The 23,355-nt window shown below is 48.3% G+C and carries 24 protein-coding genes and 1 other annotated feature; of the genes, 1 reads left to right on the top strand and 23 read right to left on the bottom strand.

Features of this window, described 5'->3' with window-relative positions:
- Positions 1 to 3: 3 nt before the first annotated feature.
- From pheS to AUC31_RS05245, 7 genes are all read right to left on the bottom strand, one after another.
- Complete coding sequence (pheS, locus tag AUC31_RS05275; RefSeq protein WP_058381055.1) at positions 4 to 1,041, bottom strand: phenylalanine--tRNA ligase subunit alpha; 1,038 nt, start codon at positions 1,039 to 1,041, stop codon at positions 4 to 6.
- 38 nt (positions 1,042 to 1,079) lie between these two features.
- Positions 1,080 to 1,306, bottom strand: a binding site (T-box leader).
- 36 nt (positions 1,307 to 1,342) lie between these two features.
- Entirely contained in the window at positions 1,343 to 2,116 is a 774-nt protein-coding gene (locus tag AUC31_RS05270; RefSeq protein ID WP_058381056.1) for a TrmH family RNA methyltransferase, read from the bottom strand.
- 52 nt (positions 2,117 to 2,168) lie between these two features.
- Positions 2,169 to 2,612: a small multi-drug export protein gene (locus AUC31_RS05265; RefSeq protein ID WP_058381057.1), complete on the bottom strand. Its 444-nt coding sequence runs from the start codon at positions 2,610 to 2,612 to the stop codon at positions 2,169 to 2,171.
- The gene (locus AUC31_RS05260; protein WP_058381058.1) at positions 2,609 to 3,103 is read right to left on the bottom strand and encodes a hypothetical protein; all 495 of its coding nucleotides are present in this window, start codon (positions 3,101 to 3,103) and stop codon (positions 2,609 to 2,611) included. The genes AUC31_RS05265 and AUC31_RS05260 overlap by 4 nt, the downstream gene beginning before the upstream one ends.
- Positions 3,104 to 3,105: 2 nt before the next feature.
- Entirely contained in the window at positions 3,106 to 3,306 is a 201-nt protein-coding gene (locus tag AUC31_RS05255) for a helix-turn-helix transcriptional regulator (protein WP_058383657.1), read from the bottom strand.
- 1,149 nt (positions 3,307 to 4,455) lie between these two features.
- Complete coding sequence (locus tag AUC31_RS05250; RefSeq protein WP_058381059.1) at positions 4,456 to 5,544, bottom strand: M42 family metallopeptidase; 1,089 nt, start codon at positions 5,542 to 5,544, stop codon at positions 4,456 to 4,458.
- Between the two features lie 71 nt (positions 5,545 to 5,615).
- On the bottom strand, positions 5,616 to 6,101 hold the full coding sequence (locus AUC31_RS05245) for a dUTP diphosphatase (protein WP_058381060.1): 486 nt from the start codon (positions 6,099 to 6,101) through the stop codon (positions 5,616 to 5,618).
- A 90-nt stretch (positions 6,102 to 6,191) separates the two neighbouring features.
- Here AUC31_RS05245 and AUC31_RS05240 point away from each other — a divergent pair, with 90 nt between their 5' ends.
- Positions 6,192 to 6,584, top strand: coding sequence for a hypothetical protein (locus AUC31_RS05240; RefSeq protein ID WP_058381061.1), 393 nt, complete (start codon positions 6,192 to 6,194; stop codon positions 6,582 to 6,584).
- A 16-nt stretch (positions 6,585 to 6,600) separates the two neighbouring features.
- Here the strand turns inward: AUC31_RS05240 and AUC31_RS05235 are convergent, their stop codons facing one another.
- The 16 genes from AUC31_RS05235 to AUC31_RS05160 form a co-directional block, all read right to left on the bottom strand.
- Positions 6,601 to 6,864, bottom strand: a complete 264-nt coding sequence (locus tag AUC31_RS05235; protein ID WP_058381062.1) for a DUF1294 domain-containing protein — start codon at positions 6,862 to 6,864, stop codon at positions 6,601 to 6,603.
- Between the two features lie 89 nt (positions 6,865 to 6,953).
- Positions 6,954 to 7,313 carry a 50S ribosomal protein L20 gene (rplT, locus tag AUC31_RS05230; protein WP_058381063.1) on the bottom strand — a complete coding sequence of 120 codons (360 nt, stop codon included), beginning with the start codon at positions 7,311 to 7,313 and terminating at the stop codon, positions 6,954 to 6,956.
- Between the two features lie 177 nt (positions 7,314 to 7,490).
- Entirely contained in the window at positions 7,491 to 7,691 is a 201-nt protein-coding gene (rpmI, locus tag AUC31_RS05225) for a 50S ribosomal protein L35 (protein WP_058381064.1), read from the bottom strand.
- 28 nt (positions 7,692 to 7,719) lie between these two features.
- Positions 7,720 to 8,238, bottom strand: a complete 519-nt coding sequence (gene infC, locus AUC31_RS05220; protein ID WP_083509123.1) for a translation initiation factor IF-3 — start codon at positions 8,236 to 8,238, stop codon at positions 7,720 to 7,722.
- A gap of 262 nt (positions 8,239 to 8,500) precedes the next feature.
- Entirely contained in the window at positions 8,501 to 10,429 is a 1,929-nt protein-coding gene (thrS, locus tag AUC31_RS05215) for a threonine--tRNA ligase (RefSeq protein WP_058381066.1), read from the bottom strand.
- A 645-nt stretch (positions 10,430 to 11,074) separates the two neighbouring features.
- The gene (dnaI, locus tag AUC31_RS05210; RefSeq protein WP_058381067.1) at positions 11,075 to 12,013 is read right to left on the bottom strand and encodes a primosomal protein DnaI; all 939 of its coding nucleotides are present in this window, start codon (positions 12,011 to 12,013) and stop codon (positions 11,075 to 11,077) included.
- Positions 12,014 to 13,384, bottom strand: coding sequence for a replication initiation and membrane attachment family protein (locus tag AUC31_RS05205; protein ID WP_058381068.1), 1,371 nt, complete (start codon positions 13,382 to 13,384; stop codon positions 12,014 to 12,016). It lies immediately after the preceding gene.
- Between the two features lie 12 nt (positions 13,385 to 13,396).
- On the bottom strand, positions 13,397 to 13,873 hold the full coding sequence (gene nrdR, locus AUC31_RS05200; protein WP_058381069.1) for a transcriptional regulator NrdR: 477 nt from the start codon (positions 13,871 to 13,873) through the stop codon (positions 13,397 to 13,399).
- A 121-nt stretch (positions 13,874 to 13,994) separates the two neighbouring features.
- The gene (speD, locus tag AUC31_RS05195; RefSeq protein WP_058381070.1) at positions 13,995 to 14,378 is read right to left on the bottom strand and encodes an adenosylmethionine decarboxylase; all 384 of its coding nucleotides are present in this window, start codon (positions 14,376 to 14,378) and stop codon (positions 13,995 to 13,997) included.
- Between the two features lie 311 nt (positions 14,379 to 14,689).
- Complete coding sequence (locus AUC31_RS05190; RefSeq protein WP_058381071.1) at positions 14,690 to 15,709, bottom strand: glyceraldehyde-3-phosphate dehydrogenase; 1,020 nt, start codon at positions 15,707 to 15,709, stop codon at positions 14,690 to 14,692.
- 109 nt (positions 15,710 to 15,818) lie between these two features.
- Positions 15,819 to 16,415: a dephospho-CoA kinase gene (gene coaE, locus AUC31_RS05185; RefSeq protein WP_058381072.1), complete on the bottom strand. Its 597-nt coding sequence runs from the start codon at positions 16,413 to 16,415 to the stop codon at positions 15,819 to 15,821.
- A gap of 9 nt (positions 16,416 to 16,424) precedes the next feature.
- Entirely contained in the window at positions 16,425 to 17,294 is an 870-nt protein-coding gene (gene mutM / locus AUC31_RS05180; protein WP_058381073.1) for a bifunctional DNA-formamidopyrimidine glycosylase/DNA-(apurinic or apyrimidinic site) lyase, read from the bottom strand.
- A 13-nt stretch (positions 17,295 to 17,307) separates the two neighbouring features.
- A complete protein-coding gene (gene polA / locus AUC31_RS05175; RefSeq protein WP_174519994.1) occupies positions 17,308 to 19,944 on the bottom strand; it encodes a DNA polymerase I in 2,637 nt (878 codons plus the stop codon).
- Positions 19,945 to 20,010: 66 nt separating this feature from the next.
- On the bottom strand, positions 20,011 to 20,991 hold the full coding sequence (gene hflC / locus AUC31_RS05170; RefSeq protein ID WP_058381075.1) for a protease modulator HflC: 981 nt from the start codon (positions 20,989 to 20,991) through the stop codon (positions 20,011 to 20,013).
- Complete coding sequence (hflK, locus tag AUC31_RS05165) at positions 20,991 to 21,962, bottom strand: FtsH protease activity modulator HflK (RefSeq protein WP_058381076.1); 972 nt, start codon at positions 21,960 to 21,962, stop codon at positions 20,991 to 20,993. The genes hflC and hflK overlap by 1 nt, the downstream gene beginning before the upstream one ends.
- Positions 21,963 to 22,133: 171 nt before the next feature.
- Complete coding sequence (locus tag AUC31_RS05160; protein WP_058381077.1) at positions 22,134 to 23,354, bottom strand: carboxylate--amine ligase; 1,221 nt, start codon at positions 23,352 to 23,354, stop codon at positions 22,134 to 22,136.
- Position 23,355: the final 1 nt, after the last annotated feature.

Genomic DNA, 23,355 nt, shown 5'->3' with positions numbered 1-23,355 from the left:
TCCTTAAAGTTCCGTCCGTTGAAATTGCGTCAAGAAACGCACATCGTTCGTGTAGAAATGGCGGATATCCTCGATGCCGTATTTCAGCATCGCGATGCGCTCTGGCCCCATGCCGAATGCAAATCCTGTCAGGCGCTTCGAATCATAGCCGGCCATTTCCAGAACGTTCGGATGCACCATGCCGGCACCGAGAATTTCGATCCAGCCGGTCTTTTTGCAGACATTGCAGCCAGACCCGCCGCATTTGAAACAGGAAATGTCCATTTCAACGGAAGGCTCCGTGAACGGGAAGAAGCTCGGGCGCAGGCGGATTTCACGGTCTTCGCCGAACATCTTCTTGGCAAAGATGGACAAAGTCCCTTTCAAATCGCTCATGCGGATGTCTTCACCAACAACAAGCCCTTCGATTTGGGTGAATTGATGCGAATGCGTCGCATCGTCATTGTCGCGGCGATAGACTTTGCCCGGACAAATGATCTTGATCGGTTCTCCGCCTTTTGCTTCCATCGTGCGCGCCTGCACCGGTGAGGTATGCGTGCGCAGCAAAATGTCTTCTGTTATATAGAAGGAATCCTGCATATCGCGCGCTGGATGCCCTTTTGGCAAGTTGAGCGCTTCGAAATTATAATAATCCTTCTCGACTTCCGGGCCTTCAGCGATTTCGTATCCCATCGACAAGAAAAGATCTTCGATTTCCTCGACTACACGCGTCAATGGATGGGGATTGCCCGTTTTTGCCGGACGCCCTGGCAAAGAAATATCGATCGTTTCGCTTTGCAGCTTTTCATTGATCGCCTGTTCTTCCAACAGGACCATGCGCGCTTCGAGCGACTCAGTTACTTCTGCACGCACTTCGTTTACAAGCGCGCCCATCTTTGGACGCTCTTCCGCCGGCAATTTGCCCATGCCTTTCAGGACATCGGTGATCGGCCCCTTTTTCCCTAAATACGCTACGCGCACGTCCGTCAATTCCTTGACTGTTTGCGCTGCCTGGATTTTCTCCAATGCTTCATTTTTCAATTCCTGCAATCTTGCTTCCATTTTCTCTCCTCCTTGAACATAAAAAAGCCCCGCCCCCAAAAAGGGACGAGGCATTGATTCGCGGTACCACCCTAGTTATCGCGCGTAGGCGATCACTCCATTGAATAACGGCTCATCACCGGCTAGACTTTACGGCACTCGGCCGGTCCCCGTCTAGCAGCTCGCGGGGTGAACTTCCGGAGTTCCTGCATATCCGCGCTTTCAGTCGAGGGCGGACTTCCTTGGATGCAGGGGACTGCGTACTTTTCCCGGTCAACGCTTGTTTATTTCTCTTCTATTATAATGAACTTTCGCCGGTTAATCAAACACCAGTTTTGGGAACGAGGCTATACAATAGAATTCCAGTGGCTACGGCTACGTTCAATGATTCTGCCGGGCCGTAAAGCGGCACCATGAGATTCTGGTCGGTCTGCTCGAGCAGCTGCGGCTCCACGCCGCTTCCTTCATTTCCAACAATCAGCGCAAACCGCTCTTTCGATTCCGCCTCGTACATTGGCACCGATTGATAAAGCGCCGTCCCGTAAACCGGAATGTCTCGCCCTTTCAAGCGTTCAACCCAGTCGAACAAATCGCCTTTGACGATTGGCACTTGGAAATGCGCACCTTGCGCAGAACGCACCGTTTTCGGATTGTACGCATCCGCCGAACCTTTTCCGAGAACGACAGCATCAATTCCGGCAGCTGCCGCGGTGCGAATCATCGTCCCGACATTGCCTGGGTCTTGCACGGCGTCGATCAATAGCAGCGTCTGCCACTGCTCTTGCACAGAGTCGCTATACTCCGGCTGTGCGCAATGGGCGAAAATGCCTTGCGTATGCTCAGTTTCCGCAATCTCTTTCGCAATCTGTGCCGTTACCACGTAAAGCGTGAGGCCCTCGATATCCCAAGCATCTGGAATCTCCGTGCCTTCGCGGACGATCAAGCCTTTGATTCCGTCTTTCTTATTCAACGCCTCTTCGGTCAAATGAAAGCCTTCGATGAGAAATTCCCCGAATTTGTCGCGCTCTTTACGGGTGGTGCTCAGTTTCTTCCAATGTTTGACGAGCGAGTTCTGCAATGATTCAATTCGTTTCATAATACGTTCACCACTTTTTCAAAGAATAGCTCCAGTATAGCATAGGGCCGTTTTACGCAGTAAAGAAATCAAAGCCAAGTGCTGTCAAAATCCCGAACGCGAGCGTCCAGACCCCGATGCTGATAATCATCCAGACGGTCGTATTGCGCTTCGTCGCACCTAGCGTCATGCCGATGAATGCCGCGATATGCGTGCCGATCAAGATTGGCCCTAAAAGCGACAGCCCCGGCAGCCCGTATTTATTCCAAATACGCACAGCGCGTTCATTTTTCTTCGATGGCTCCTTGCCTTTTGCTGCCTGGCGCTTATCATACCAGATGCGGAATTTGTCGAAGCCGATAATAAGCAGCATCACTGTCAGCATATTCCCAACAAACGCCGTGATCATGACCCATACCGGCGACAAGCCCCAGACAATGCCGAGCGGGATGACGAGCGCGATTTCAAACCACGGAATCGCTGCCCCGATAAATATTAATGCGTATTCATAAATCATTCAGCCGCCTCCTTCAGATGCCTGCGCATTTCCATATAATAAATCAGGTTCTGCCCGAATGCGACCGCGAGGATTCCCCAGACAATGAAAAGTCTCGGGATCGGGAAAAGCATCACGATCAATGCAAAGAACGGCAATATCCAGGTGATGAATGTATACACTTTCTGCACCGCTTTTCTTGTGATGAATGTCATCCCCTCGTCTTGTTCCATGTATTCAGGAGGGCGCATTGAAAATGGAGAAATTTTCTTGCCTGGATTTTTTCGGTTGTACGCTTGCAAAGCAATCAAATAGATGGTGATTAATACTAAATACGCGATCAATGCCGCGAACAGTAAGAACCCTTCCACCGCTTGCGTTTCGATGCTCAAGCTCGAATCAGTCTTCGTGACATTGACGAAGCTTGAAGTGAACCCAACCGCCATCACTGCCAAAATCAAGATAAATGCCATATTCCAAAGCGGGTATGTCATGCGAAAATCCTGTTTCATTTTTACTCCTCCTCCAACCAAAATAAGTCGCCTACTTCCACTTGCAAGACCTTAGCGAGCTTCAAAGACAATGTAATTGACGGTGAAAATTCGCCTTTCTCGATAAACGCGATCGTCTGTCGCGTCACATCCACTTGCTTACCCAGCTCGCTTTGTGTAAACCCATAGCGCGCCCTCAGCTCTTTCACACGGTTTTTCAGCATCCGCAGCCCTCGTTTCATGTATAGTTTATATAACATAATGTAATGTATAATTAACATTAAGTCAAGTTTACCTAACATATATTTTTCCTGATGGTTAAGTGTGAAAGTGTATCAACTTTCTTCGAACGTCTAATTAGAAGTCGCTGGGCGGCTTTGGGTTGGCCTTTCACAATGAGCAAGAAAGAACATCTGTCTCATTGCTTTGCCTTACCCTTGACGCTTCGGCGGCTGAGAGATTTCTTTGTTTATAACTTGTTCAAACGGTTCTGCTTCTATAGTTAGTTACCGGCTAGTGGAGGAATCGCTTCCCACTTTTCGCTTAGACAAAATTAGCTAGAGTTTATTTGTAGAATAGTTTTTGTGTCTCAGAGGATTTTTCATTTGGCTAGTCGCCGCCCGGCTTTGGGTTGGCCTTTCACAATGAGCCAGAAAGAACATCTGTCTCATTGCTTCGGCTTACCCTTGACGCTGGGCGGCTGAGAGATTTCTTTGTATATAGCTTGATCAAATCGTTCTGCTTCTATAGTCAGTTGCCGGCTAGTGGGGGAATCGCTTCTCGCTTCTTGCATAGACCAAAATAGCTGGAGTTGTCTTGTGGAATCTTTTCAATCCCACTGTTGATTTTTCATCTAGTACTGCACCGCGTGGCTGCTTTTTTATTAGATTGACAGAAGCAAATGTATTTATGACAATTTTGAAGATGGCATTAACTGGTTAATACGCGACTTTTTTGAGAAGATAAGCAGAATCGAAAAAGCAATTCTACTTACTTTACAAAAATTAATTCCATCAGCCGACCTGCTTAGGCAAGGCAGATACTTTTCTCATACTTCCTAATGAGAAAGTGGTGAAATGTACCATTGCCCTCTCAACTTAAAGACGGAGCGGAAGGGGCTGACGCCTGCGGGACCGCGCGGGCTGGCGAGACAAAGGCGGTGCCCTTCCGCCTTGGCTCAACACCCGCCCCACGGCAAGCAGCATCTTCCGCGCAGTCGAGTGGCGTTAGCTATTCCAATCTTTTTACATAAGATTCGCAGGTCATTTTCGCAGTAATTCCCCAACCAATTTCCTGCAGCCACAATGAGAAGCTACTGTCCTGAAAGCTGCTGGAGTCAATAAAAAAAGCCCGGCATCTGCCGGGCTTCAAAATCAATCGAATGTAATTTTCGTTACTGTGTCGCGGTCGAGCTTCTTGATCACTTCAATGATTAATTTTACAGCATTTTCGTAATCGTCGCGGTGCAAGATGCCTGCGTGTGAGTGGATGTAGCGCGTCGCTACACCGATCGACAAGGCCGGTACGCCGTTTGCCGTCAAATGGATAGAGCCGGCGTCTGTTCCGCCGCCTGCAATCGTTTCGAACTGGAACGGGATTCCTGATTCTTCCGCAGTATCGACGACCAACTCACGTAAGCCGCGGTGTGACACCATCGAGGCGTCGAACAAAAGAATTTGCGGGCCATCGCCCATTTTGCTGTTGGATTCTTTTGATGTGACGCCTGGCGTGTCTCCTGCGATGCCGACATCCACTGCAAAACCGATGTCCGGCTGGATGAATGAAGTCGCCGTTTTCGCGCCGCGCAGGCCGACTTCTTCCTGGACCGTTCCGACGCCATACACGACGTTCGGGTGGTCGACGCCTTTCAAGCCTTTCAAGACATCGATGGCGATGGCGCAGCCAATGCGGTTGTCCCAAGCTTTTGCCATCAACAGTTTATCGTTGTTCATGACCGTGAACTCGAAATAAGGAGTGACCATATCGCCTGGTGTTACGCCCCATTCTTTTGCTTCTTCACGTGAAGATGCGCCGATGTCGATAAACATATCCTTGATTTCCACCGGTTTTTTGCGTGCTTCCGGAGACAGGATATGCGGCGGTTTGGATCCGATAACCCCTGTGATTTCTTTTCCGCTGCGCGTTGTAATTGTCACGCGCTGAGCAAGCATGACCTGGTTCCACCAGCCGCCGACCGTTTGGAATTTCAAGAATCCTTTGTCGTCAATCTGTGAAATCATGAAGCCGACTTCATCCAAATGTCCGGCGACCATAATTTTCGGCCCATCTGCAAGCCCTTCTTTTTTGGCGATCAAGCTGCCTAGATTATCCGTCTCGATCGTATCGGCAAACGGCTCTATGTATTTCTTCATAACCTCTCGGGATTGGCGTTCGTTGCCGGGAATGCCATTCGCGTCTGTCAAATCTTTTAACATTTGTTGTGTTTCATCTAATTTCGACATTATTTCGACCTCCTAAATAGTCATTGCTTTTTCAGTATATAGGAAAGCGGTTACGTTATCAAAAGATTCATTCAATACCCTTGCTGCTGACGCTTGTAATTGGTTTCATTCTTTTCTACATAAGCTGTCAGTACTTCTTCATAGCTGAAACCGAGTGCTTTTGCTAGTGCCCCGAAGGTCTGCCATAAGCTTAAATACTCTTCGTGCGTTGCTTGTTCTGCAAACCGGCCGACGCCTTGATGGGCAGAGAGGAACAGTTCCGTCAGGTCTTGTTCATTGGTCGCTGCTGGCCATTGTTCCAGTGAATCAAAGCCCTTTTCAATGCCAAGCGACAGGATGAAATGAATGCAGTCAACATACTCCTCCAGCAAAACGCTTTTATCCGAAGGGCCTTTCGTGCTCCAGAACTTGAAACATCTCGTTTCATTCGCAAGCTCCGACAATTCCACTTGAAGGGCTAGCACTTTCTTGCGGAACACCGATTCCTCGACGTTTCTATTCGATTGGATATAGCGGTCGAGCTCCCGTTGCATGTGAAATAATTCCTGAAGGTTCATAGACTTTCTCCTTTTTGATCAAAATTGTGAAACTTCCAAGCTTCTGTTACGTATTATACACAAGACTATCCTGATAAGGGGGGCAATCCGATGGCATTTTTGATCCGCTTGATCATCATCGCCTTGATTATTTACTTGTTTTACCGTCTCCTCAAATTCATTTTTGACCCCAAGCGCAAGCTCGATGCCGCGCTGGAATCCGGCACTTATTATTTTCACGACGATGTGGGGAACGTCCGCAAGAATTTTTTCATTGCCATGCGCGGTGTTCTGTTTGAAGGCGAGAAATATTTAGGGACCACGAAAGAGGCATTTGATGTCGTCTCCATTTTCATCTGGACCGAAACGCCTGACAAATTGATCGGCTTCTCGAAAGAGGATTTTCATTTCCTGGAGAAGGAGATCCGCATGAATTATCCGGATGCGGACATTTCCTGGAAAAGCCCAATCGAACAATTGATGAAAAAAGAGGAAGAAGCCTGAGCTTCTTCCTCTTTTGTTATTGAGACGCTATCCAAACTAGCAAGCTGGCTTGAATCAAGGCTAGGGCAAAGAATCCGATGCGGAAATTCGTATGCTTCGTTTTATGCCTGAACAGCATCATTCCCAGGTATGCGCCGATTCCCCCGCCAATGACTGCGACAAGCCACAGGCGTTTTTCCGGGATGCGCGGCCCTCGTGCTTGCGCCTGCCTTTTGTCTGCCCACATCATGATAAAAGCAAAACTCGACATGACGGCTAAATAAGCTGCCAAAATGATCATTGTCTTCCCTCCCGAACGGCTTCAACAAAAAAAGGCCGGCAATTAGCCGGCCTCCTTTCTATCGAACCAGGCGCTAGGCCTAGTATGAATTAGTTGTTAGATGCTTTTTTCGCTTGGTCAACCAAAGCTGTGAAAGCAGCTGCATCAGATACAGCGATTTCAGCTAGCATTTTGCGGTTGATGTCGATGCCAGCAAGTTTCAATCCGTGCATCAAGCGGCTGTAAGAAATATCGTTCAAACGAGCTGCTGCGTTGATGCGTGTGATCCACAATTTGCGGAAATCACGTTTTTTGTTGCGACGGTCACGGTAAGCATAGTTACCTGACTTCATGACTTGTTGGTTCGCTACTTTAAATAGTAAGTGTTTCGAACCGTAATAACCTTTAGCTAATTTTAATACTCTTTTACGACGCTTGCGCGTCACTGTTCCGCCTTTTACGCGTGGCATATTGAATTACCTCCTGCTTGAATATGAAAAATTCGATTTTTGTAGTTGTTGGTGTCTAGACTGCAGCGCCCAGATTCTCAGGGTCATAAGTCAAAGTGGCTGTGCGGCAAAAAGCGCCGCTTCGCCCCTTCGTCTTATGCCCGTCGAATCTAACCGGGCACTTACGCTTTTCTAGTTTTACTTCATGTTGTAGATCAATGATTTGATGCGTTTCAAGTCGCCTGCAGAAACCAATGAGCCCTTACGGAGCTTACGTTTTTGCTTAGTTGACTTGTTTGCGAACAAGTGGCTTGTGTGGGAACGGTTGCGTTTTACTTTACCAGTTCCAGTTTTCTTGAAGCGTTTAGACGCTCCACTGTGGCTTTTCATTTTCGGCATTTCGGGTTCCTCCTAAACAATTATGCTATTATTCCTTCTCGTTGACCGGGTTCAGCATCAAGAACATGCTGCGGCCTTCCATTTTCGGGCGCTGTTCAACCGTCGCGACTTCCTTGCACTCTTCTGCGAAGCGCTCAAGGACGCGTTGTCCGATTTCTTTGTGCGTGATTGCACGGCCTTTGAAACGGATTGAAGCTTTCACTTTGTCGCCTTTTTCAAGGAACTTGATGGCATTGCGGAGCTTCGTGTTAAAATCGTGGTCATCGATGCCAGGGCTCAAACGAACCTCTTTGACGTTGATGATCTTTTGGTTTTTACGAATTTCGCGCTCTTTCTTTTGCTGTTCAAATTTGAACTTGCCGTGGTCCATGATCCGTGCGACCGGCGGCTTAGCTTGAGGAGCCACTAGTACTAGATCCAAGTTGACACGAGCTGCAATCTCGAGCGCCTCGTTGCGTGATTTGATTCCGAGCTGTTCACCATTTTGGTCAATAACCCGTAATTCACGTGCACGAATGCCTTCGTTTACATTGTTGTCTCTGCTAATAATGATCCACCTCCGGGTAGTGTCGCGAATAGCTTAAATGTGTAAACCGGACGATCCGGTTCACAGGCGCAAACAAAAAGCGGGCGAACCCCGAGGAGTTCGCCCGCCATAATATGACACATGCTAGATGCATGTAAAAGTCAATCGTGTCTACCTGCCAACAATCGGTCGATCAGGTGAGAAGCGGGCGCTCCTGCTTGCACATATAAGTATTCAATAACCTAAATAAGAATATCACGCAGCGCTTTTACTGTCAAGCACTTTAGCGAAGTTCGGATTGGACGAGTTTAAGGAAGTCTTCGAACGGCATGCTCTCAGAGTTCTGCTCGCCGTATTTGCGTACGTTGACCGAGCCGCTTTCGAGCTCCTTATCGCCGATAACGAGCATGTATGGAACTTTCTGCATTTGTGCTTCGCGGATTTTATAGCCCAGTTTTTCGTCACGCTCATCGATGTCGACGCGCAATTTATGCTGCTGCATTTTCTCCTGAAGCTCTTTTGCGTATTCACTGTGCACATCGAGCGATACCGGGATGATTTCCACTTGCACCGGCGCGAGCCATGTCGGAAATGCACCTTTGTATTCTTCGATTAGGAAGGCAACAAAACGCTCCATTGTCGAAACGACGCCGCGGTGAATGACGACCGGACGGTGCTGTTTGCCGTCTTCGCCGATATACGTCAAATCGAATTTTTCCGGCAACAGGAAGTCGAGCTGGACAGTCGACAAAGTTTCTTCTTTGCCAAGTGCTGTTTTCACTTGAACGTCGAGTTTTGGCCCGTAGAATGCTGCTTCACCTTCTGCTTCAAAATAATCGAGGCCAAGTTCATCCATTGCCTCTTTCAGCATCGATTGCGCACGGTCCCACATGGCGTCATCGTCATAGTATTTTTCTTTATCAGCCGGGTCGCGGTAAGATACGCGGAACGAATAATCTTTTAAATCGAAGTCTTTATACACTTCAATGACGAGATTGACGACGCGTTTGAATTCTTCTTTGATTTGATCCGGACGCACGAATAGGTGGGCATCGTTCAATGTCATTCCGCGCACGCGCTGCAGGCCAGACAAGGCACCTGACATTTCATAGCGGTGCATCAAGCCAAGTTCTGCGATGCGGATCGGCAATTGGCGGTAGGAATGAATGCCTTGCTTGTAGATCATCATGTGATGCGGGCAGTTCATCGGGCGCAGCACCAAATCTTCGTTGTCCATTTGCATGACCGGGAACATGTTTTCCTGATAATGGTCCCAGTGGCCGCTTGTTTTATACAATTCGACACTGCCCATAACCGGCGTGTAGACGTGGTCATAGCCCATGCGCTCTTCTTTGTCGACGATATAGCGTTCGATGATGCGACGAATTGTTGCACCCTTCGGCAGCCACATCGGCAGGCCTTGGCCGACTTTTTGGGAGTTCATGAACAAATTGAGCTCTTTGCCGATTTTGCGGTGGTCGCGCTCTTTTGCTTCTTCGAGCATTTCAAGATGAGCTTTCAATTCTTCTTTTTTGAAAAAGGCAGTTCCGTAGATACGCTGAAGCATTTTATTGTCGCTATCGCCACGCCAGTAAGCTCCAGCGACGCTCAATAATTTAAATTCTTTCAATTTTCCAGTTGATGGCACGTGGATGCCGCGGCACAAATCGAAAAATTCGCCTTGTTCGTAGATCGACACTTGCTCATCTTCTGGGATCGCTTCTAGAAGCTCCAGCTTGTATGGATCGTTGATCGCTTCAAAGCGTTGCTGCGCTTCGTTTCTCGATACTTCCACGCGGACGATGTCTAAGTTTTCATTGATGATTTTCTTCATTTCTTTTTCGATGACCGGCAGATCTTCAGCTGTAATCGCCGACTCTGTATCGATATCATAGTAGAAGCCGTTTTCGATGACCGGCCCCACCCCAAGCTTGGCATCCGGATACAGGCGCTTGACTGCTTGAGCCATCAAATGCGCTGAGCTGTGGCGTAGTACTTCCAATGCTTCTTCGGATTCCGGCGTGATGATCGCGATCTCGCCATCCGCTTCAAGAGGTGCTTTCAAATCGACCAAGTTGCCGGAAAGCTTGCCTGCCACCGCTTTTTTGCGAAGGCCCGGGCTGATGGACTGAGCGATTTCCTCTGTAGATGTTCCTTTGGCGAACTCTTTTACTGCGCCGTCCGGGAATGTTAATTGAATCATGTCTGCCATATGAATCTCTCCTTTGAATGATATCGGGTGAATCGCGAACCACAGGGTCTGGTTCAGCTCTTCAGGGTTTTTTGTGTCTAGCTTCAGCTGACTGCCTCTCGGGTCGTAAGCCAGTCAGAGGGCCACAGGATGTGGGTCAGCTAAGCGTTGCGACAGGACGTCGCGTTCTTAGCTTAGCTTCCTCCGCTAGGCAGCTTCAGCTTTTCTTGATGTCTAGCTTCAGCGCCTAGCTCCTCGGGGTCTTAAGTCACCCTGGCTGTGCGGCAGAAAGCGCCGCTTCGCCAGTGTGCCTTAAGCCTGTCGGAGCTGAACAGGCGATTCAGCTTTTCTTTTTTTCCACACAAAAAGCCCCATCCCAAAAGGGACGAAGCTCTGTTCGTGGTTCCACCCTTCTTCTCTTCCGCACAATCTTTACGCACGGAACGAAGCTCTGCATCGGCTAACGGGCCGGTACCGTCGCCTGCTACTGGAGTTCGCAGGCGCTGCTCAAAGGGGGTAAACAAAAACGCTGTGCCGGGAAGCTTTCAGCCGTGTCTTCCCTCTCTGTGTGCCATGCGTGATCGCTCATGTCCTTGTCATTGCATGTAAATCATTATTGATGATTCTTACTATACGATGAAAAAAATCAAAAGGCAATAGTTTCTCTTACTTGTTGCGGCGGTTTTCGCCTTCAAGTTTGACTGGGACGGTCAATGCCTGAATCCGTTCCATGATGCGCGCTGCTTTTAAGTCTTCTTTTTCGCCGCGCTGTGAATAAGTCAAATGGTGCGCAAGTTCGGAGTAGCTAAAGTTCGAACTCATGAAGGTCGGCAATTTCTCCGCCATCCGGTAATGAAGGATCGTACCGAGCACTTCATCGCGTGTCCAGCTCGACATCGCTTCAGCTCCGATATCATCGAGCATGAGCACATCGGCTTTTTTGACGTATTCTATTTTTTCCTGCAGCGTATGGTCACCAATCGCTTGTTTCATTTCGCGCATGAATTCCGGTACGAACACAAGAACCGTTTTCACATTGATCTCCGCGAGTTCATTCGCGACCGCGCTCAACAAATAGGATTTGCCAGTTCCGAACTTGCCGTATAAATACAAGCCTTTTTCCGGAAGCGAATCCGGGCCTGTCGCTTTCTCTAGAAAATCATCAACTGCGCGGAAAGCTGGCAGCCTCCGGTCATCGAGCTCGAAGTTTTCGATTCTCGCCGCCATCACTTCTTTTGGCATATACATGCTGTGGATCAAGGAAGAAGCATGGCGTTTATTATCTTCAGCGGTTTTCAACCGGCATTTAGTGTACGAGATGCCGATATTGCCCCGCTCCAATACAAGATTCGGTTCGAATCCTTTCAGATGATTGATGCAGCCACCGAGGTTCGGGCATTTATTGCAGTCATGCGATTGGTCGATATATTCGTATAGCTTGCCCATGCCTTTATCCACTGTCGGCCCGTCGATTTCCTCTTCGTGTTCTTTAAGGAATTTTAGGACGCCGGGATGTTCCATTACTTCTTTCTTCATTGCATCATAGCGCTCGGAAAATGAGGGCGCATTGACCACTCGCTTCATCGTTTCACGAATCGGTTCCATCTAATCACCCTTTCTTTTCTTCAACGCAAGCTTCGCAAGCAATTTCTGTTTTTCCTGTTCGAGCTGTTCACTTGAAGCTCCTTGTCCAGGTGTTTCCACTTCGTCTTTCTTATTGAACCATTCAGGCAACTTTTCTTCGCGGATCGGCTTGCGTCCGGAAGATGCTGCGCGTTTCGGTGCGGCGCTTGATTCATTTTTCCATTTCATATACTGCGTATGTTCGATGCGTGCAAATTCCATTGCCTGCTTGGCTGTCGTGACATTTTTTCTCAGCCAATGCGATGCTATTTTTTCTACATACGCTTTTGTTAGTTTCATATCGGTGCGCAATAAAACATATTGAAGCAATACGTTGACGACAGCCGGTTCCATGCCATGCTGCGTCACCAATTGATTCGCCAACTGTACGTCAGCCGGCAGTGGTTCTTTGCCGTCTGCGATATCGCGCAGCACTTGAAGCGGCGATGCCGACTCCAAATATGCGATCAATTCGTCTTCTTTATTTGCAGGCGCTTGTTGTGCATCTGGTTGCGGCGTTTTCGGTTCTGCCGTTTTGACAGGCTCGAGTTTAGGCGCAGTCGTCGTGACGGTCATTTTATAATAATCGGAAGCTGCTTTGCGCAATCCTTCTTCATCTATCCGGTAATCATCTTCGATCGCCAGCAATACGACTTTTTGCATTTCAAGCGGGCCGAAACCGTAGAGGAACGACAGCTTTACGATAAAGTTGCGGATGGACGGGGTCAATACGCGCTTTGGCACGAGTTGTTCAGACAGGCCTTGGCGCAGCAACGCAAAATCAAAGTCTTGATCTATTTCATATTCCCCGTCCGTCCGTGATTCAAGCTCTTTTTCGTCTGCCGGATAACCCGACTTCGCGTGTACCGGCTGGAAGATATCTGTGAAAGTCCTGGAGACTTCTGCATATCCTTCAGCAAGCGGCGCCTGGATGACAAAACGATCGCGGACACGGCGATACGACGATTCACCAATTTTACTGAACAGGAACATCGACAATAGCGGGTCGGCAAAAAAGGTTTTCGGATCGAGCGGCGGGCACAGTTCGTATACGAACGAACGGTTTTCCCCGTCTTTTCGAAAAGTCTTCAATAAACCGATTGCTTCGAGTTGAATGCGGGATTCGAAAATCGCTTTGACCGGTTTTCCGAGCGTGTTCATCAATGTATAATGCGTCGAATCCTCAGACCGCATTTCGCCATCTGCCCAAAGTGTCAAGTAGAGGGAAATGGCATCTGACCCGACCATCGGCTGATAAAGGAGCGTCAGCAACTGGCGGTCGTAATTGGAAAATGGATATGGCATGCGGATCCGGTACAAGTCGGCGGGCTGAAGTTCTTTGTACATTGTCATGTGGTCACCGCCTTATTTGCTGTCCTTGTCACCGGGATTGCGGTCAAGCAGATCTTTCAGTTCATCGATAAAGACCGTAATGTCTTTGAACTGGCGATAGACCGAAGCAAAGCGGACATAGGCCACTTCATCGATATCCGCCAACCGGTTCATGACCAATTCACCGACTTCTTCCGATTTCACTTCAGGATTGCCGCTCCGGCGCAATTCTTTTTCGATATCGAAAACAACTGCTTCAAGCATATCAAGTGACACTGGCCGTTTTTCACACGCGCGGATCAAGCCGCGCAACACTTTCTCGCGGCTGAATTCTTCACGGGAACCATCTTTTTTCACGACGATCAGCGGCATCTCTTCTACTTTTTCGAATGTGGTGAACCGGTAACCGCATGCTTCACATTCACGACGCCTGCGGATTGATTTCATTTCATCTATTGGCCGCGAATCTACAACGCGGGTGCCGTTATGCTGGCAAGCTGGACATTTCATGGTAGACATCTCCCCGAAAATTCTCTATCTGGTAGTAACAGTATAACAAAAAAATTCCCCATACATTAGAAAAAGCAGAGGATTTTCTCCTCTGCTTGTGTTTTGCGTTATTAGCGGTCAGTTACACCGTTAGTGATACTTTTGTCGCTCCGGCGCCGACTGGTCCCATGCCGCGTGGCAATTCAGTTACTTCGCTTTGCTTTGAATCCAAAGCTTGTGCAATGTAATCTGCTGCAATTGTTGGATCAAGATCTCCGCAAGTGTACACATCGACACTCGCGTACCCGTGTTCCGGGAAGCTGTGGATAGTCAGGTGTGATTCCGAAATGATGACTACGCCGCTAACACCCTGTGGTGCAAATTTATGAAAAGCGACTTCGCGGATTTCCGCACCTGATTTGAGTGCTGCATCAACAAAAGTCTTTTCGATATAGTCCATATCGTTTAATTTGTCAAAATCACACTGCCAAAGTTCTGCGATTACGTGACGTCCCATAGTTTCCATGGTTCGTTTCCCCCTTTGATAACATTTTGGTTTTGCGCAAAATATTCAAAGTTGACTACCACGGGGGAAAGTTAGTCCAGAGAGGTCCTAACCCTTTAAGCAGTCATAAGAATAATAATATACGCTCCTAATTCCTTGCTCTACATAATAAATAGAATTGAGAAGTGGCAGCCGTTTTTGGCTACGATTCATAGTATATGATGAATGTTTTCGAAATGCAATAAATAAATGCTCCAACGGACATTTTTTTTAATACAACAACAAAAAAGATTCCGCTATTCTAATAAGAAGAAAAGCGGAATCTTTTTGCATTATTTTGAAGCGACAGCCATAGAATTGGCTACCTTTTTCATTAAGTCGACAACGCGGGCCGAGTAGCCCCATTCGTTATCGTACCAAGCGAGCACTTTCACTTTGCGGTCGCCCATGACAATGGTAGTCAAGCCGTCAACGATTGCAGAACTCGGGTTCGTATTGAAGTCGATCGACACAAGTGGCTCCATCGTCAAATCGAGGATGCCCGCTAGCGCCCCTTCTGATGCTTCCGTGAAGGCACGGTTGACGTCTTCTACCGTCACGTCCTGTTGGACATCGACGACAAGGTCGACAAGCGACACATTCGGCGTCGGGACACGAAGCGCCAAACCATGCACTTTCCCTTCCAGTTCAGGAAGAACCAAGGACAAAGCTTTTGCAGCTCCTGTCGAAGTCGGGATAATCGACTGTCCACAAGCGCGTGCGCGGCGAAGATCCTTATGCGGGTTGTCCAAGTTCTTTTGGTCATTGGTGTACGCATGGACAGTTGTCATCAATCCGTTTTCGATGCCGAATGCATCATTCAGCACTTTAGCGACAGGCGCCAGGCAATTCGTCGTGCAGCTGGCATTTGAGATGATGTGGTGTTTTTCGACATCCAATTTGTCATCATTGACGCCCATCACAATGGTGATGTCTTCGTTTTTTCCAGGAGCAGTCAAGATGACTTTCTTTGCTCCCGCATCCAAATGAAGCGCAGCTTTTTCACGCGAGTTGAACTTGCCCGTCGCTTCGATGACGATATCGACGCCCAATTCGCCCCATGGGAGTTCCAATGGGTCGCGCTCGTTAACCAATTGAATACGCTTTCCGTTTACAACCAACGCATTTTCTTCCGCTTTCACTTCACCGGAGAAGGTACCGTGATTTGTGTCATACTTAATCAAGTGAGCAAGTGTTTCTGCCGGATAACCGGCGTTGACCGCCGAAATTGTCACGTCATCCATCAAAACTGCTTGTCTGAAAACCATACGGCCGATGCGGCCAAACCCGTTAATTGCAATCGAAACTGTCATGTATTTGTCCCCCAATTAAATAAGTCATACTCATATTTTCAATTCGATATATAGTATAACACATTATTCGGTTTAGAGAACCTGAAAACGAAAGAAAGCGCATACTTTTTTACGGATGTGTCTGCCAATTGGCTAATATGCGCATTAATTGGTGCTTGGTGTGTTCAAGAGAACCGTTGTTATCGAGCACTTCGTCGGCTCCTTGTTCTTTGACGCTGATCGGCAGCTGTGACGCAATACGCGCTTTTGCCTGTTGTTCGGCCAATCCATTGCGCTCCATGAGCCGTTTTAATTGCTCCTGCTCCGACACGCTAACGACTAGGATCTTGTCGACCATGTGTTGGAGTTTGCTTTCGAATAACAGTGGAATGTCCATGATAACGGTTTCATATCCATCATCCAAAAATGCTTGGCGCTGCCTAAGCATTTCCCGGCGTATTGCCGGGTGGATGATGTCATTCAATTTTTTTCTGCTCGCCGGGTCGTTGAAGATGATTGATCCGACTTTTTCGCGGTCCATCGACCCGTCAGCGCGTATCACTTCCGCGCCAAAAGCTTGCTTGATGCTATTCAATGTTTCCGTTCCCGGCTCGACAACTTGTCTGGCGACCAGATCTGCGTCAACGACCGGATAACCCAGTTCCTTGAGCATTTGCGAGACGGTGCTTTTGCCGCTCGCGATGCTGCCGGTCAATCCGATGATCATGTAGTTTCCTCATTTCTGGCAAGACGGGCAGTAAACAGACGCCCGGCTCGCGATTTTCACTGTTTTAGTTTCCGTTCCACAAACCGTGCACGTCTTCTTGCCGTACATGCCAAAACGATTCTGCATGCTACCTGATTCCCCGTTGATATTGCGGTAATCGGAAATCGTGCTGCCGCCTGCTTCGATGCTCTCGAGCAAAATAGCGGCAATAGCCTGGAACAATTCAATTTTGCGTTTGCGGCTGATGCGGCTTGCTGCGCGTTTGGGATGGATCTTCATGCGGAACAGCGCTTCAGTGGCATATATATTGCCGCATCCCGAAATGACGGTGCCGTCCATAATGACTTCCTTGATCGGTTTGTTGCGGAATTTCGGGCTTTCCGATTGCTGCAAAAACCATTCCAGGGCTTCGTCGGCAAAAGGCTCCGGCGCCATCAATAAAAGCGGCGGAAAATCCGCTTCAGTCCCAAGCACTCGCATTTCCCCGAAACGGCGGATATCTGAGAACGCCAATAAGTTGCCATCATCGAGCGTCAGCACCACATGGACGTGGCGCCTGAACTTGTCTTCTGGGATCGCCAGCAGGCTATCGACAAAAAACCATGCACCCGACATGCCCAGATGGTTGACGAGCAGAAATTCCTGCTCGTTTTTCATGGTCATGTAAATATATTTGCTGCGCCGTTCGACAGCGAGAATTTGGGCACCAGTGAGGCGCTCTTGAAAGTCATCCGCTTCGATGCGCTTCAAGATCGCTTCTTTGCCCGATTGTTTTGATTTTCGGATCGTATCGGACACATCGACCGAGACGATGCGTTTGCCGATCGACACGGGGCGGATTTGCCGGACCACCCCTTCTACTTCCGGAAGTTCCGGCATCGCACATTCCTCCTTACTTTGTATCGTACCAAGTATCGCCTGATGCGATATCGACTTTCAATGGCACATTGAGTTTCACGGCCGACTCCATCACTTCAGGAACCAATTCCATGAGTTTTTCTAGTTCTTCGGCAGGCGCTTCAAAGATCAGTTCATCATGCACTTGCAAGATCATCTTCGACTGCAGCCCTTCGCGTTCAAGCGCGATATCCATTTCGATCATCGCCTGCTTGATGACATCGGCCGCACTTCCCTGAATCGGCGTATTCATCGCGGTACGTTCCGCAAAACTGCGCAAATTGAAGTTCGAGCTATTGATGTCCGGCAAATAGCGGCGGCGGTTCATCAAGGTCGTGACAAAGCCGTCTTTTTTCGCCTGTTCCACAATGGATGTCATATAGCCTTGTACGCCCGGGAAACTCGCCAAATAGCGTTCGATAAAGTCAGCCGCATCTTTACGGGTGATGTTCAAGTTTTGCGACAAGCCGTAGTCGCTGATGCCATAGACGATGCCGAAATTGACCGCTTTGGCCGCGCGGCGCATGTCGGAAGTCACTTCTTCGAGCGATACACTAAAGACGTCACTGGCTGTTTTCGTGTGGATATCCAGATCCGACTGGAACGCTTCGATCAAGCTCTCGTCTTTCGACATATGGGCAAGTACGCGCAATTCGATCTGTGAATAATCCGCTGCGACCATTACCCACCCAGGTTGTGACGGAACGAACGCTTTGCGGATCTTGCGCCCTTCTTCCAGGCGCACTGGGATGTTCTGCAAGTTCGGGTTCGTGGAACTAAGCCTGCCGGTTGTCGTCAGGGCTTGCTGGAAACGCGTATGGACTTTGCCGTCCTCGTGAATCTCTTTCAATAATCCTTCAATATACGTCGACAGCAATTTACCGAGCTGGCGGTACATCAGGATATGATGGATGATTTCGTGTTTGCCTTCCAATTTCTCAAGCACATCCGCTGCAGTCGAGTAACCGGTTTTAGTCTTTTTGATTGCCGGCAAGCCCAATTGCTCGAATAAGATAACCCCAAGCTGCTTCGGCGAGTTAATATTGAATTCCTGTCCGGCAAGCGCATAGATTTCCTGTTCGATCATGCCAAGCTTGCGTTTCAATTCCACGCCCATGTCAGCCAATTGGCCGCGGTCCACTTTGACGCCGAGCGACTCCATTTGGCCGAGCACTTTTGCAAGCGGCAGTTCCAATTTATCGTATAAGTCAAATTGTTCATTTTCTTCCAGTTTTTTGACCACCACGGGGCGCACGTTATAGATTGCTCTCGCTTTTCTCGCCATATGCTCATTCAAGTCAGCCGCTTCAGGAACTTTTTTCTTTGCCCCTTTGCCATACACCTGTTCGTTGGTCGAGACATCCGAATAGCCGTATTCACGAACAATATCAGCCAGGTCCGTATACTTGAGCGAAGGATTGACAATATAGGCCCCGAGCATCAAATCAAAGTCGACCCCGTCGATTTTAATACCTTTTCTGAGAAATGCCGCAGTCGCCGCTTTTGAATCGGACATGTATTTGTTGGCCGCCTCATCTTCAAGCCACTCCTTCAGCGCTTCCGATTGTTCCGCTACTTCCATCGGGATGACGTAGGTGGCTTTTTCGGATGCCAAGGAAACTCCCAGCAAATCGCAGCTATGGTAATGTTCGTCGTATAGTTCCAGGTGGACTGCCATGCCGTCTTCGAGCAGGCTCTGATCGACCGTTTCGAGCACTTCGAAATGCAATTCTTCCTTGTCGGTTTCCTCTGCCGTATAGTCCAGCTTTTCCAATAATGATTTAAATGCGAGCTCATTCCAGATGCGCACCAATTCATCCTGGTCGGGTCCTGCATAATCGAGTTCATCGATCGACACTTCTACGGGCGCTTGGCGTTCAATCGTCGCGAGTTTTTTGGACAAATAAGCAAGCTCTTCATTTTCCACAAGCTTTTCCTTCATTTTGCCTTTTTGTTCCTCGATCGTTTCATAGACGCCTTCCACTGACCCGTGTTTGGCGAGCAGCTTCAAGGCTGTCTTTTCCCCGACGCCTGGAACGCCCGGAATGTTATCGGAAGAATCGCCCATCAAGCCTTTCATGTCGATAATCTGCAGCGGCGTCAGGCCGTATTTTTCTTGGATATGGTCCACTGTGTATTTCTCGATATCGGTGATGCCTTTTCGTGTGATGTAGACGACCGTCGAATCTGATGCAAGCTGCGTCAAGTCCTTATCACCGGAAACGACGACGACCTGGTCGCCCGCCTGTTCGGCTTGAAGGCTCAACGTTCCGATAATATCGTCCGCCTCGTAATTATCGAGTTCGTATTGTTTGATTTGGTATGCCGTAAGCAGCTTGCGTAAATACGGGAATTGTTCGGACAGTTCCGGCGGAGTCTTTTGCCGTCCGCCTTTATATTCTTTATAGGCTTCGTTGCGGAAAGTTGTTTTCCCGGCATCGAATGCCACCATCATATGGGTCGGCTTTTCTTCCTCCAATAGCTTTTGCAGCATCGTCGTGAAGCCGTACACTGCATTCGTGTGCACTCCGTTGTCGTTCGTCAATAATGGCAGCGCGAAAAATGCGCGGTATGCCAGGCTGTTGCCATCGAGCAATAAGATTTTCTTTGACACAAAATTACCCCTTTCCATAAAAAAGCCGTCATTCCCTTTATTTTACCACGCAGGCAAATAGAAGAGAAATGACGGCTCCAGACATTATTCCAGATTTCCGGATAACAATCTTGCATAAGGTGAATCCGACGGCATGATGATGACCGTGTCTTCACCGACCGTTTTCGAATATGATTCGAGTGAACGGTATAGTTCATAAAACTCAGGGTCTTTCGAGAATGATTCGTTGTAGATCTGAGCAGCTTCCGCTTCCCCGTCTGCTTCGATCAAAGCCGCTTCTTTTTTGGCGGTCGCAATGACTTCCTGTGCTTCGCGGTCCGCTTGCGCTTCGATTTCACGCTTGCGTGCATCGCCTTGCGACAAGTAATCCTGCGCAGTCGAATCCCGCTCAGAGATCATCCGTGTAAAGACGGCTTGTTCGTTTTCTGCCGGTAAATCGGTGCGTTTCATGCGGACATCGACGACTTCAATGCCGTATTGATCTGTGTTGAGCAATTCATTGACTCTTTCCGTCACCGTGTCATTCAAACTGCCGCGTGAGGAATTTTCGTCGTTGATGATTTCATCATAATCCAGCTGGCCAAGCTCGGTGCGCACGACGGAATAAATAAACTCCTCCATGCGCGATTCGGCATTGACGATCGTGCCGGCGTTCGAAATCATGCTTAACGGGTCGGTCACTCGCCAGACGGCGTAATTATCGATCAAGATGCGCTTTTTGTCTTTCGTGTTGATTTCCGCTTCCGATACATCATAAGTCATCTGGTATTTCGGGATCGTCGTGATGCTTTGGATGAACGGGATCTTCATCTTGATGCCCGGGTCTTCCTGGACTTTGACGACTTCGCCGAACTGCCGGACAACGCGGTATTCGTTTTCCTTCACGACATAGGTATTGGTCAGCACGATCAACAATGCGAAAAAGACAAGCGTCGAGATGAGGATCGGTTTCCAGTATTTCCGGTAATTGATCGGTTCTCTCGGTTCTCTCGGTTTTTTGGCCCGATTTTTATTGCCGAAGATATCCGTTGTGTTGGAATTGCCGAATGGCTGTTTCGGATCCATCAGTTGCCGCCCCCTTCTTCGGTTTGTTCTTCTGCTGCCGGCGGTACCGCAGTTTGCATTTCGCCGAGCGGCAAATACTTCATCGTTCCTTCATCGTCGTTCATGATATACAATTTGGCGTCCGGTAGCACCGACTCCAAAGTTTCCATGATCAAGCGCTGCCTGGTCACTTCCGGATTGCCTTCGTATTCGGCATACAGTTTATCGAATACCGCAACGTCTCCTGTCGCCTGCTCCACTCGTTCGACTTTCTGAGCTTCTGCCCGTGAATTAATGGCTGATTTCTCACCCAAGGCTTCGTTGCGTTTTTGATTTTCGTATTTATTCGCTTCATTGATCTTTGTGTTCATCGTTTCCCTGGCGTCCGTCACGTTCGTGAACGCTGCGCGGACTTCTTCGTTCGGCAGCTCCACATCCTGAAGCTTGACCGCCAAGACAGAAATGCCGATATCGTATTCTTCGATTAGTGATGATAGCAAGTCGCGTGTCTCTGCTTCGATTTCCGCTTTCCCTGAAGTCAAGGCGTCATCGATCAAGGAACTTCCGATGATCGAGCGGATGGAAGCTGAAGTGGCATCGTGAAGCATTTCCCGCGGATTTTCCGCATTGAAGAGGAATTTTTTAGGGTCGGTAATTTTCCACTGGACGACAAGATCTGTCAGGACGATGTTTTCATCTCCTGTGATCATCTTGGTTTCTTTGTCGTATGCAGTGACTTCGCCATCCTCGTTTTGGTCATAGCCGAATTGAAGGCTGTACGTTTCTTTTGACATCACTTCCGCTTTTTGGATTGGCCAAGGCATCTTGAAATGAAGCCCCGATTCCGTAACCGGCTCTCCTGCTTCACCGAATGTGATAATGACTGCCTGCTCCGATTCATCAACCGTATACCAGGAAGTAAAAACAGCGACCAATAACAGTATGCCCGCAATCGATAAGCCGATAATCGACAGCACTCGTTTCGTAGTCATGGTGTTTCCCCCTTTTATCTTTATAACTATGTATACGGAATGATTGTGAAATAGTTTCAGGAAAATAGAAAAAGAGCCCGGGGAAGGGCTCTTTTTCAAGTCATGCGGTTGAAGGGGGTTCTATTAAAGAATAGCACCTGATTGTGAAGCTGGTGTTAAGCCTTTGTAAACTTACCATTGATTGTTTTTGTATTTTTTATAATAATTCACTTGGCGCGCAAAAAGATACAGTTTGCGCTTCATGTGGGTATCTTTTTTATAGAATAGCGGATTGCCCCATTTCTTTTCCTTGATCAAGCGTTTGATGTCTTTTTGGACCGCCTGGTTTTGGACGAAGTTGCGCAATACCGCTTTGGGGACGACCGTGAACAGGAAATCTTCATTCAAATACGTGATCGGCTTGTCTGTTTTATAGATCAAATCATCGACCAAGTACTCCGCCATGTTATGGCCAAGCGCCGTCACGTAATAGCTTGAGCGCCCTTGGCGAATATTCACTTCGAAGACCTTGAACTTCTTGTCGCGCGAATCGTACTTCAAATCGAAATTGGCGAAGCCGGTATAGCCGACCGCTTCGAGGAAGTGCTGGAGCTTTTGCATCATTTCCTTATCGAAGCGCGTGATGAGCGCCGTGTAATTGCCGATGGCTGTCACTGTGTGCTCCTGCAAGACAACTTGCGCGAACGTCACCAATTGTGTCTGCCCTTTGGAATTGGCATAGATGACGGAATCCCACATATATGTATCATCGCCTGGAATGAAATCCTGAATGATTAATTCATCACGGTAGCCGCTTGCCTTGATTTTCTGGACAACTTCAAACAATTCTTTCGGACTGTCCACTTTATAGACTTTTTCCTGGCCTTCGAAATTATTGCGGCTGTATTCGATGCCATTGCTTGGCTTGACGACAACCGGATACATCATATCGCTATCATCAAACGGCATATCCTGGCTGCAGTCGTAAAAATAAGTCGTCGGTGTATCGATGCCGTGCTCTTTGCACAATTCGTAGAAATTCGCTTTCATTTGCAGCTGGTTCATCAATGCTTCGTTCGGATAATTGAATACATAATGCTCGCGCAGTACTTTAGCATTCTCAATGATCAAGCGCACGTATAAATCGTTCGTGCCAACTAGCAATAAGGTTTTGCCAGGAGCTCTGTATTTGTCTGCCATGCCGATTAAAATATCCGCGAAATGTTCCGGTTCGGACAATTTCTTATCGAATTCGATGGTTTCAGTGATCGAGCTCATTTCCGTAAAGGACAATGGCTCTTTGCCAATCAAGATCGGCTTGATGCCGTATGCTTCGTGAAATGAAATCGCCATATTATAAGCATTCATATCGGTGCCGACGATAATCGGCAAAAATGGGTGTTTGGTTTCCATA

The organism is Planococcus rifietoensis, from assembly GCF_001465795.2.
Lineage (GTDB): Bacteria > Bacillota > Bacilli > Bacillales_A > Planococcaceae > Planococcus > Planococcus rifietoensis.
Note: the sequence above shows the minus strand (reverse complement) of the source record. Positions and strands in the feature narration are given on the sequence as shown.

Coding starts and splice junctions, on each gene's coding strand:
- hflK (WP_058381076.1), bottom strand. CDS start 21,962: ATGACTACGAAACGAGTGCTGTCGATTATCGGCTTATCGATTGCGGGC.
- rplT (WP_058381063.1), bottom strand. CDS start 7,313: ATGCCACGCGTAAAAGGCGGAACAGTGACGCGCAAGCGTCGTAAAAGA.
- pheS (WP_058381055.1), bottom strand. CDS start 1,041: ATGGAAGCAAGATTGCAGGAATTGAAAAATGAAGCATTGGAGAAAATC.
- AUC31_RS05190 (WP_058381071.1), bottom strand. CDS start 15,709: ATGACAGTTTCGATTGCAATTAACGGGTTTGGCCGCATCGGCCGTATG.
- dnaI (WP_058381067.1), bottom strand. CDS start 12,013: ATGGAACCGATTCGTGAAACGATGAAGCGAGTGGTCAATGCGCCCTCA.
- AUC31_RS05255 (WP_058383657.1), bottom strand. CDS start 3,306: ATGCTGAAAAACCGTGTGAAAGAGCTGAGGGCGCGCTATGGGTTTACA.
- rpmI (WP_058381064.1), bottom strand. CDS start 7,691: ATGCCGAAAATGAAAAGCCACAGTGGAGCGTCTAAACGCTTCAAGAAA.
- AUC31_RS05265 (WP_058381057.1), bottom strand. CDS start 2,612: ATGATTTATGAATACGCATTAATATTTATCGGGGCAGCGATTCCGTGG.
- AUC31_RS05240 (WP_058381061.1), top strand. CDS start 6,192: ATGGCATTTTTGATCCGCTTGATCATCATCGCCTTGATTATTTACTTG.
- AUC31_RS05260 (WP_058381058.1), bottom strand. CDS start 3,103: ATGAAACAGGATTTTCGCATGACATACCCGCTTTGGAATATGGCATTT.
- polA (WP_174519994.1), bottom strand. CDS start 19,944: ATGGAAAGGGGTAATTTTGTGTCAAAGAAAATCTTATTGCTCGATGGC.
- AUC31_RS05250 (WP_058381059.1), bottom strand. CDS start 5,544: ATGTCGAAATTAGATGAAACACAACAAATGTTAAAAGATTTGACAGAC.
- AUC31_RS05270 (WP_058381056.1), bottom strand. CDS start 2,116: ATGAAACGAATTGAATCATTGCAGAACTCGCTCGTCAAACATTGGAAG.
- nrdR (WP_058381069.1), bottom strand. CDS start 13,873: ATGAAATGTCCAGCTTGCCAGCATAACGGCACCCGCGTTGTAGATTCG.
- AUC31_RS05235 (WP_058381062.1), bottom strand. CDS start 6,864: ATGATCATTTTGGCAGCTTATTTAGCCGTCATGTCGAGTTTTGCTTTT.
- coaE (WP_058381072.1), bottom strand. CDS start 16,415: ATGATCATCGGATTGACCGGCAGCATCGCGAGCGGCAAAAGCACCGTC.
- thrS (WP_058381066.1), bottom strand. CDS start 10,429: ATGGCAGACATGATTCAATTAACATTCCCGGACGGCGCAGTAAAAGAG.
- AUC31_RS05205 (WP_058381068.1), bottom strand. CDS start 13,384: ATGACAATGTACAAAGAACTTCAGCCCGCCGACTTGTACCGGATCCGC.
- mutM (WP_058381073.1), bottom strand. CDS start 17,294: ATGCCGGAACTTCCGGAAGTAGAAGGGGTGGTCCGGCAAATCCGCCCC.
- hflC (WP_058381075.1), bottom strand. CDS start 20,991: ATGGATCCGAAACAGCCATTCGGCAATTCCAACACAACGGATATCTTC.
- AUC31_RS05160 (WP_058381077.1), bottom strand. CDS start 23,354: ATGGAAACCAAACACCCATTTTTGCCGATTATCGTCGGCACCGATATG.
- AUC31_RS05245 (WP_058381060.1), bottom strand. CDS start 6,101: ATGAACCTTCAGGAATTATTTCACATGCAACGGGAGCTCGACCGCTAT.
- speD (WP_058381070.1), bottom strand. CDS start 14,378: ATGGAAACTATGGGACGTCACGTAATCGCAGAACTTTGGCAGTGTGAT.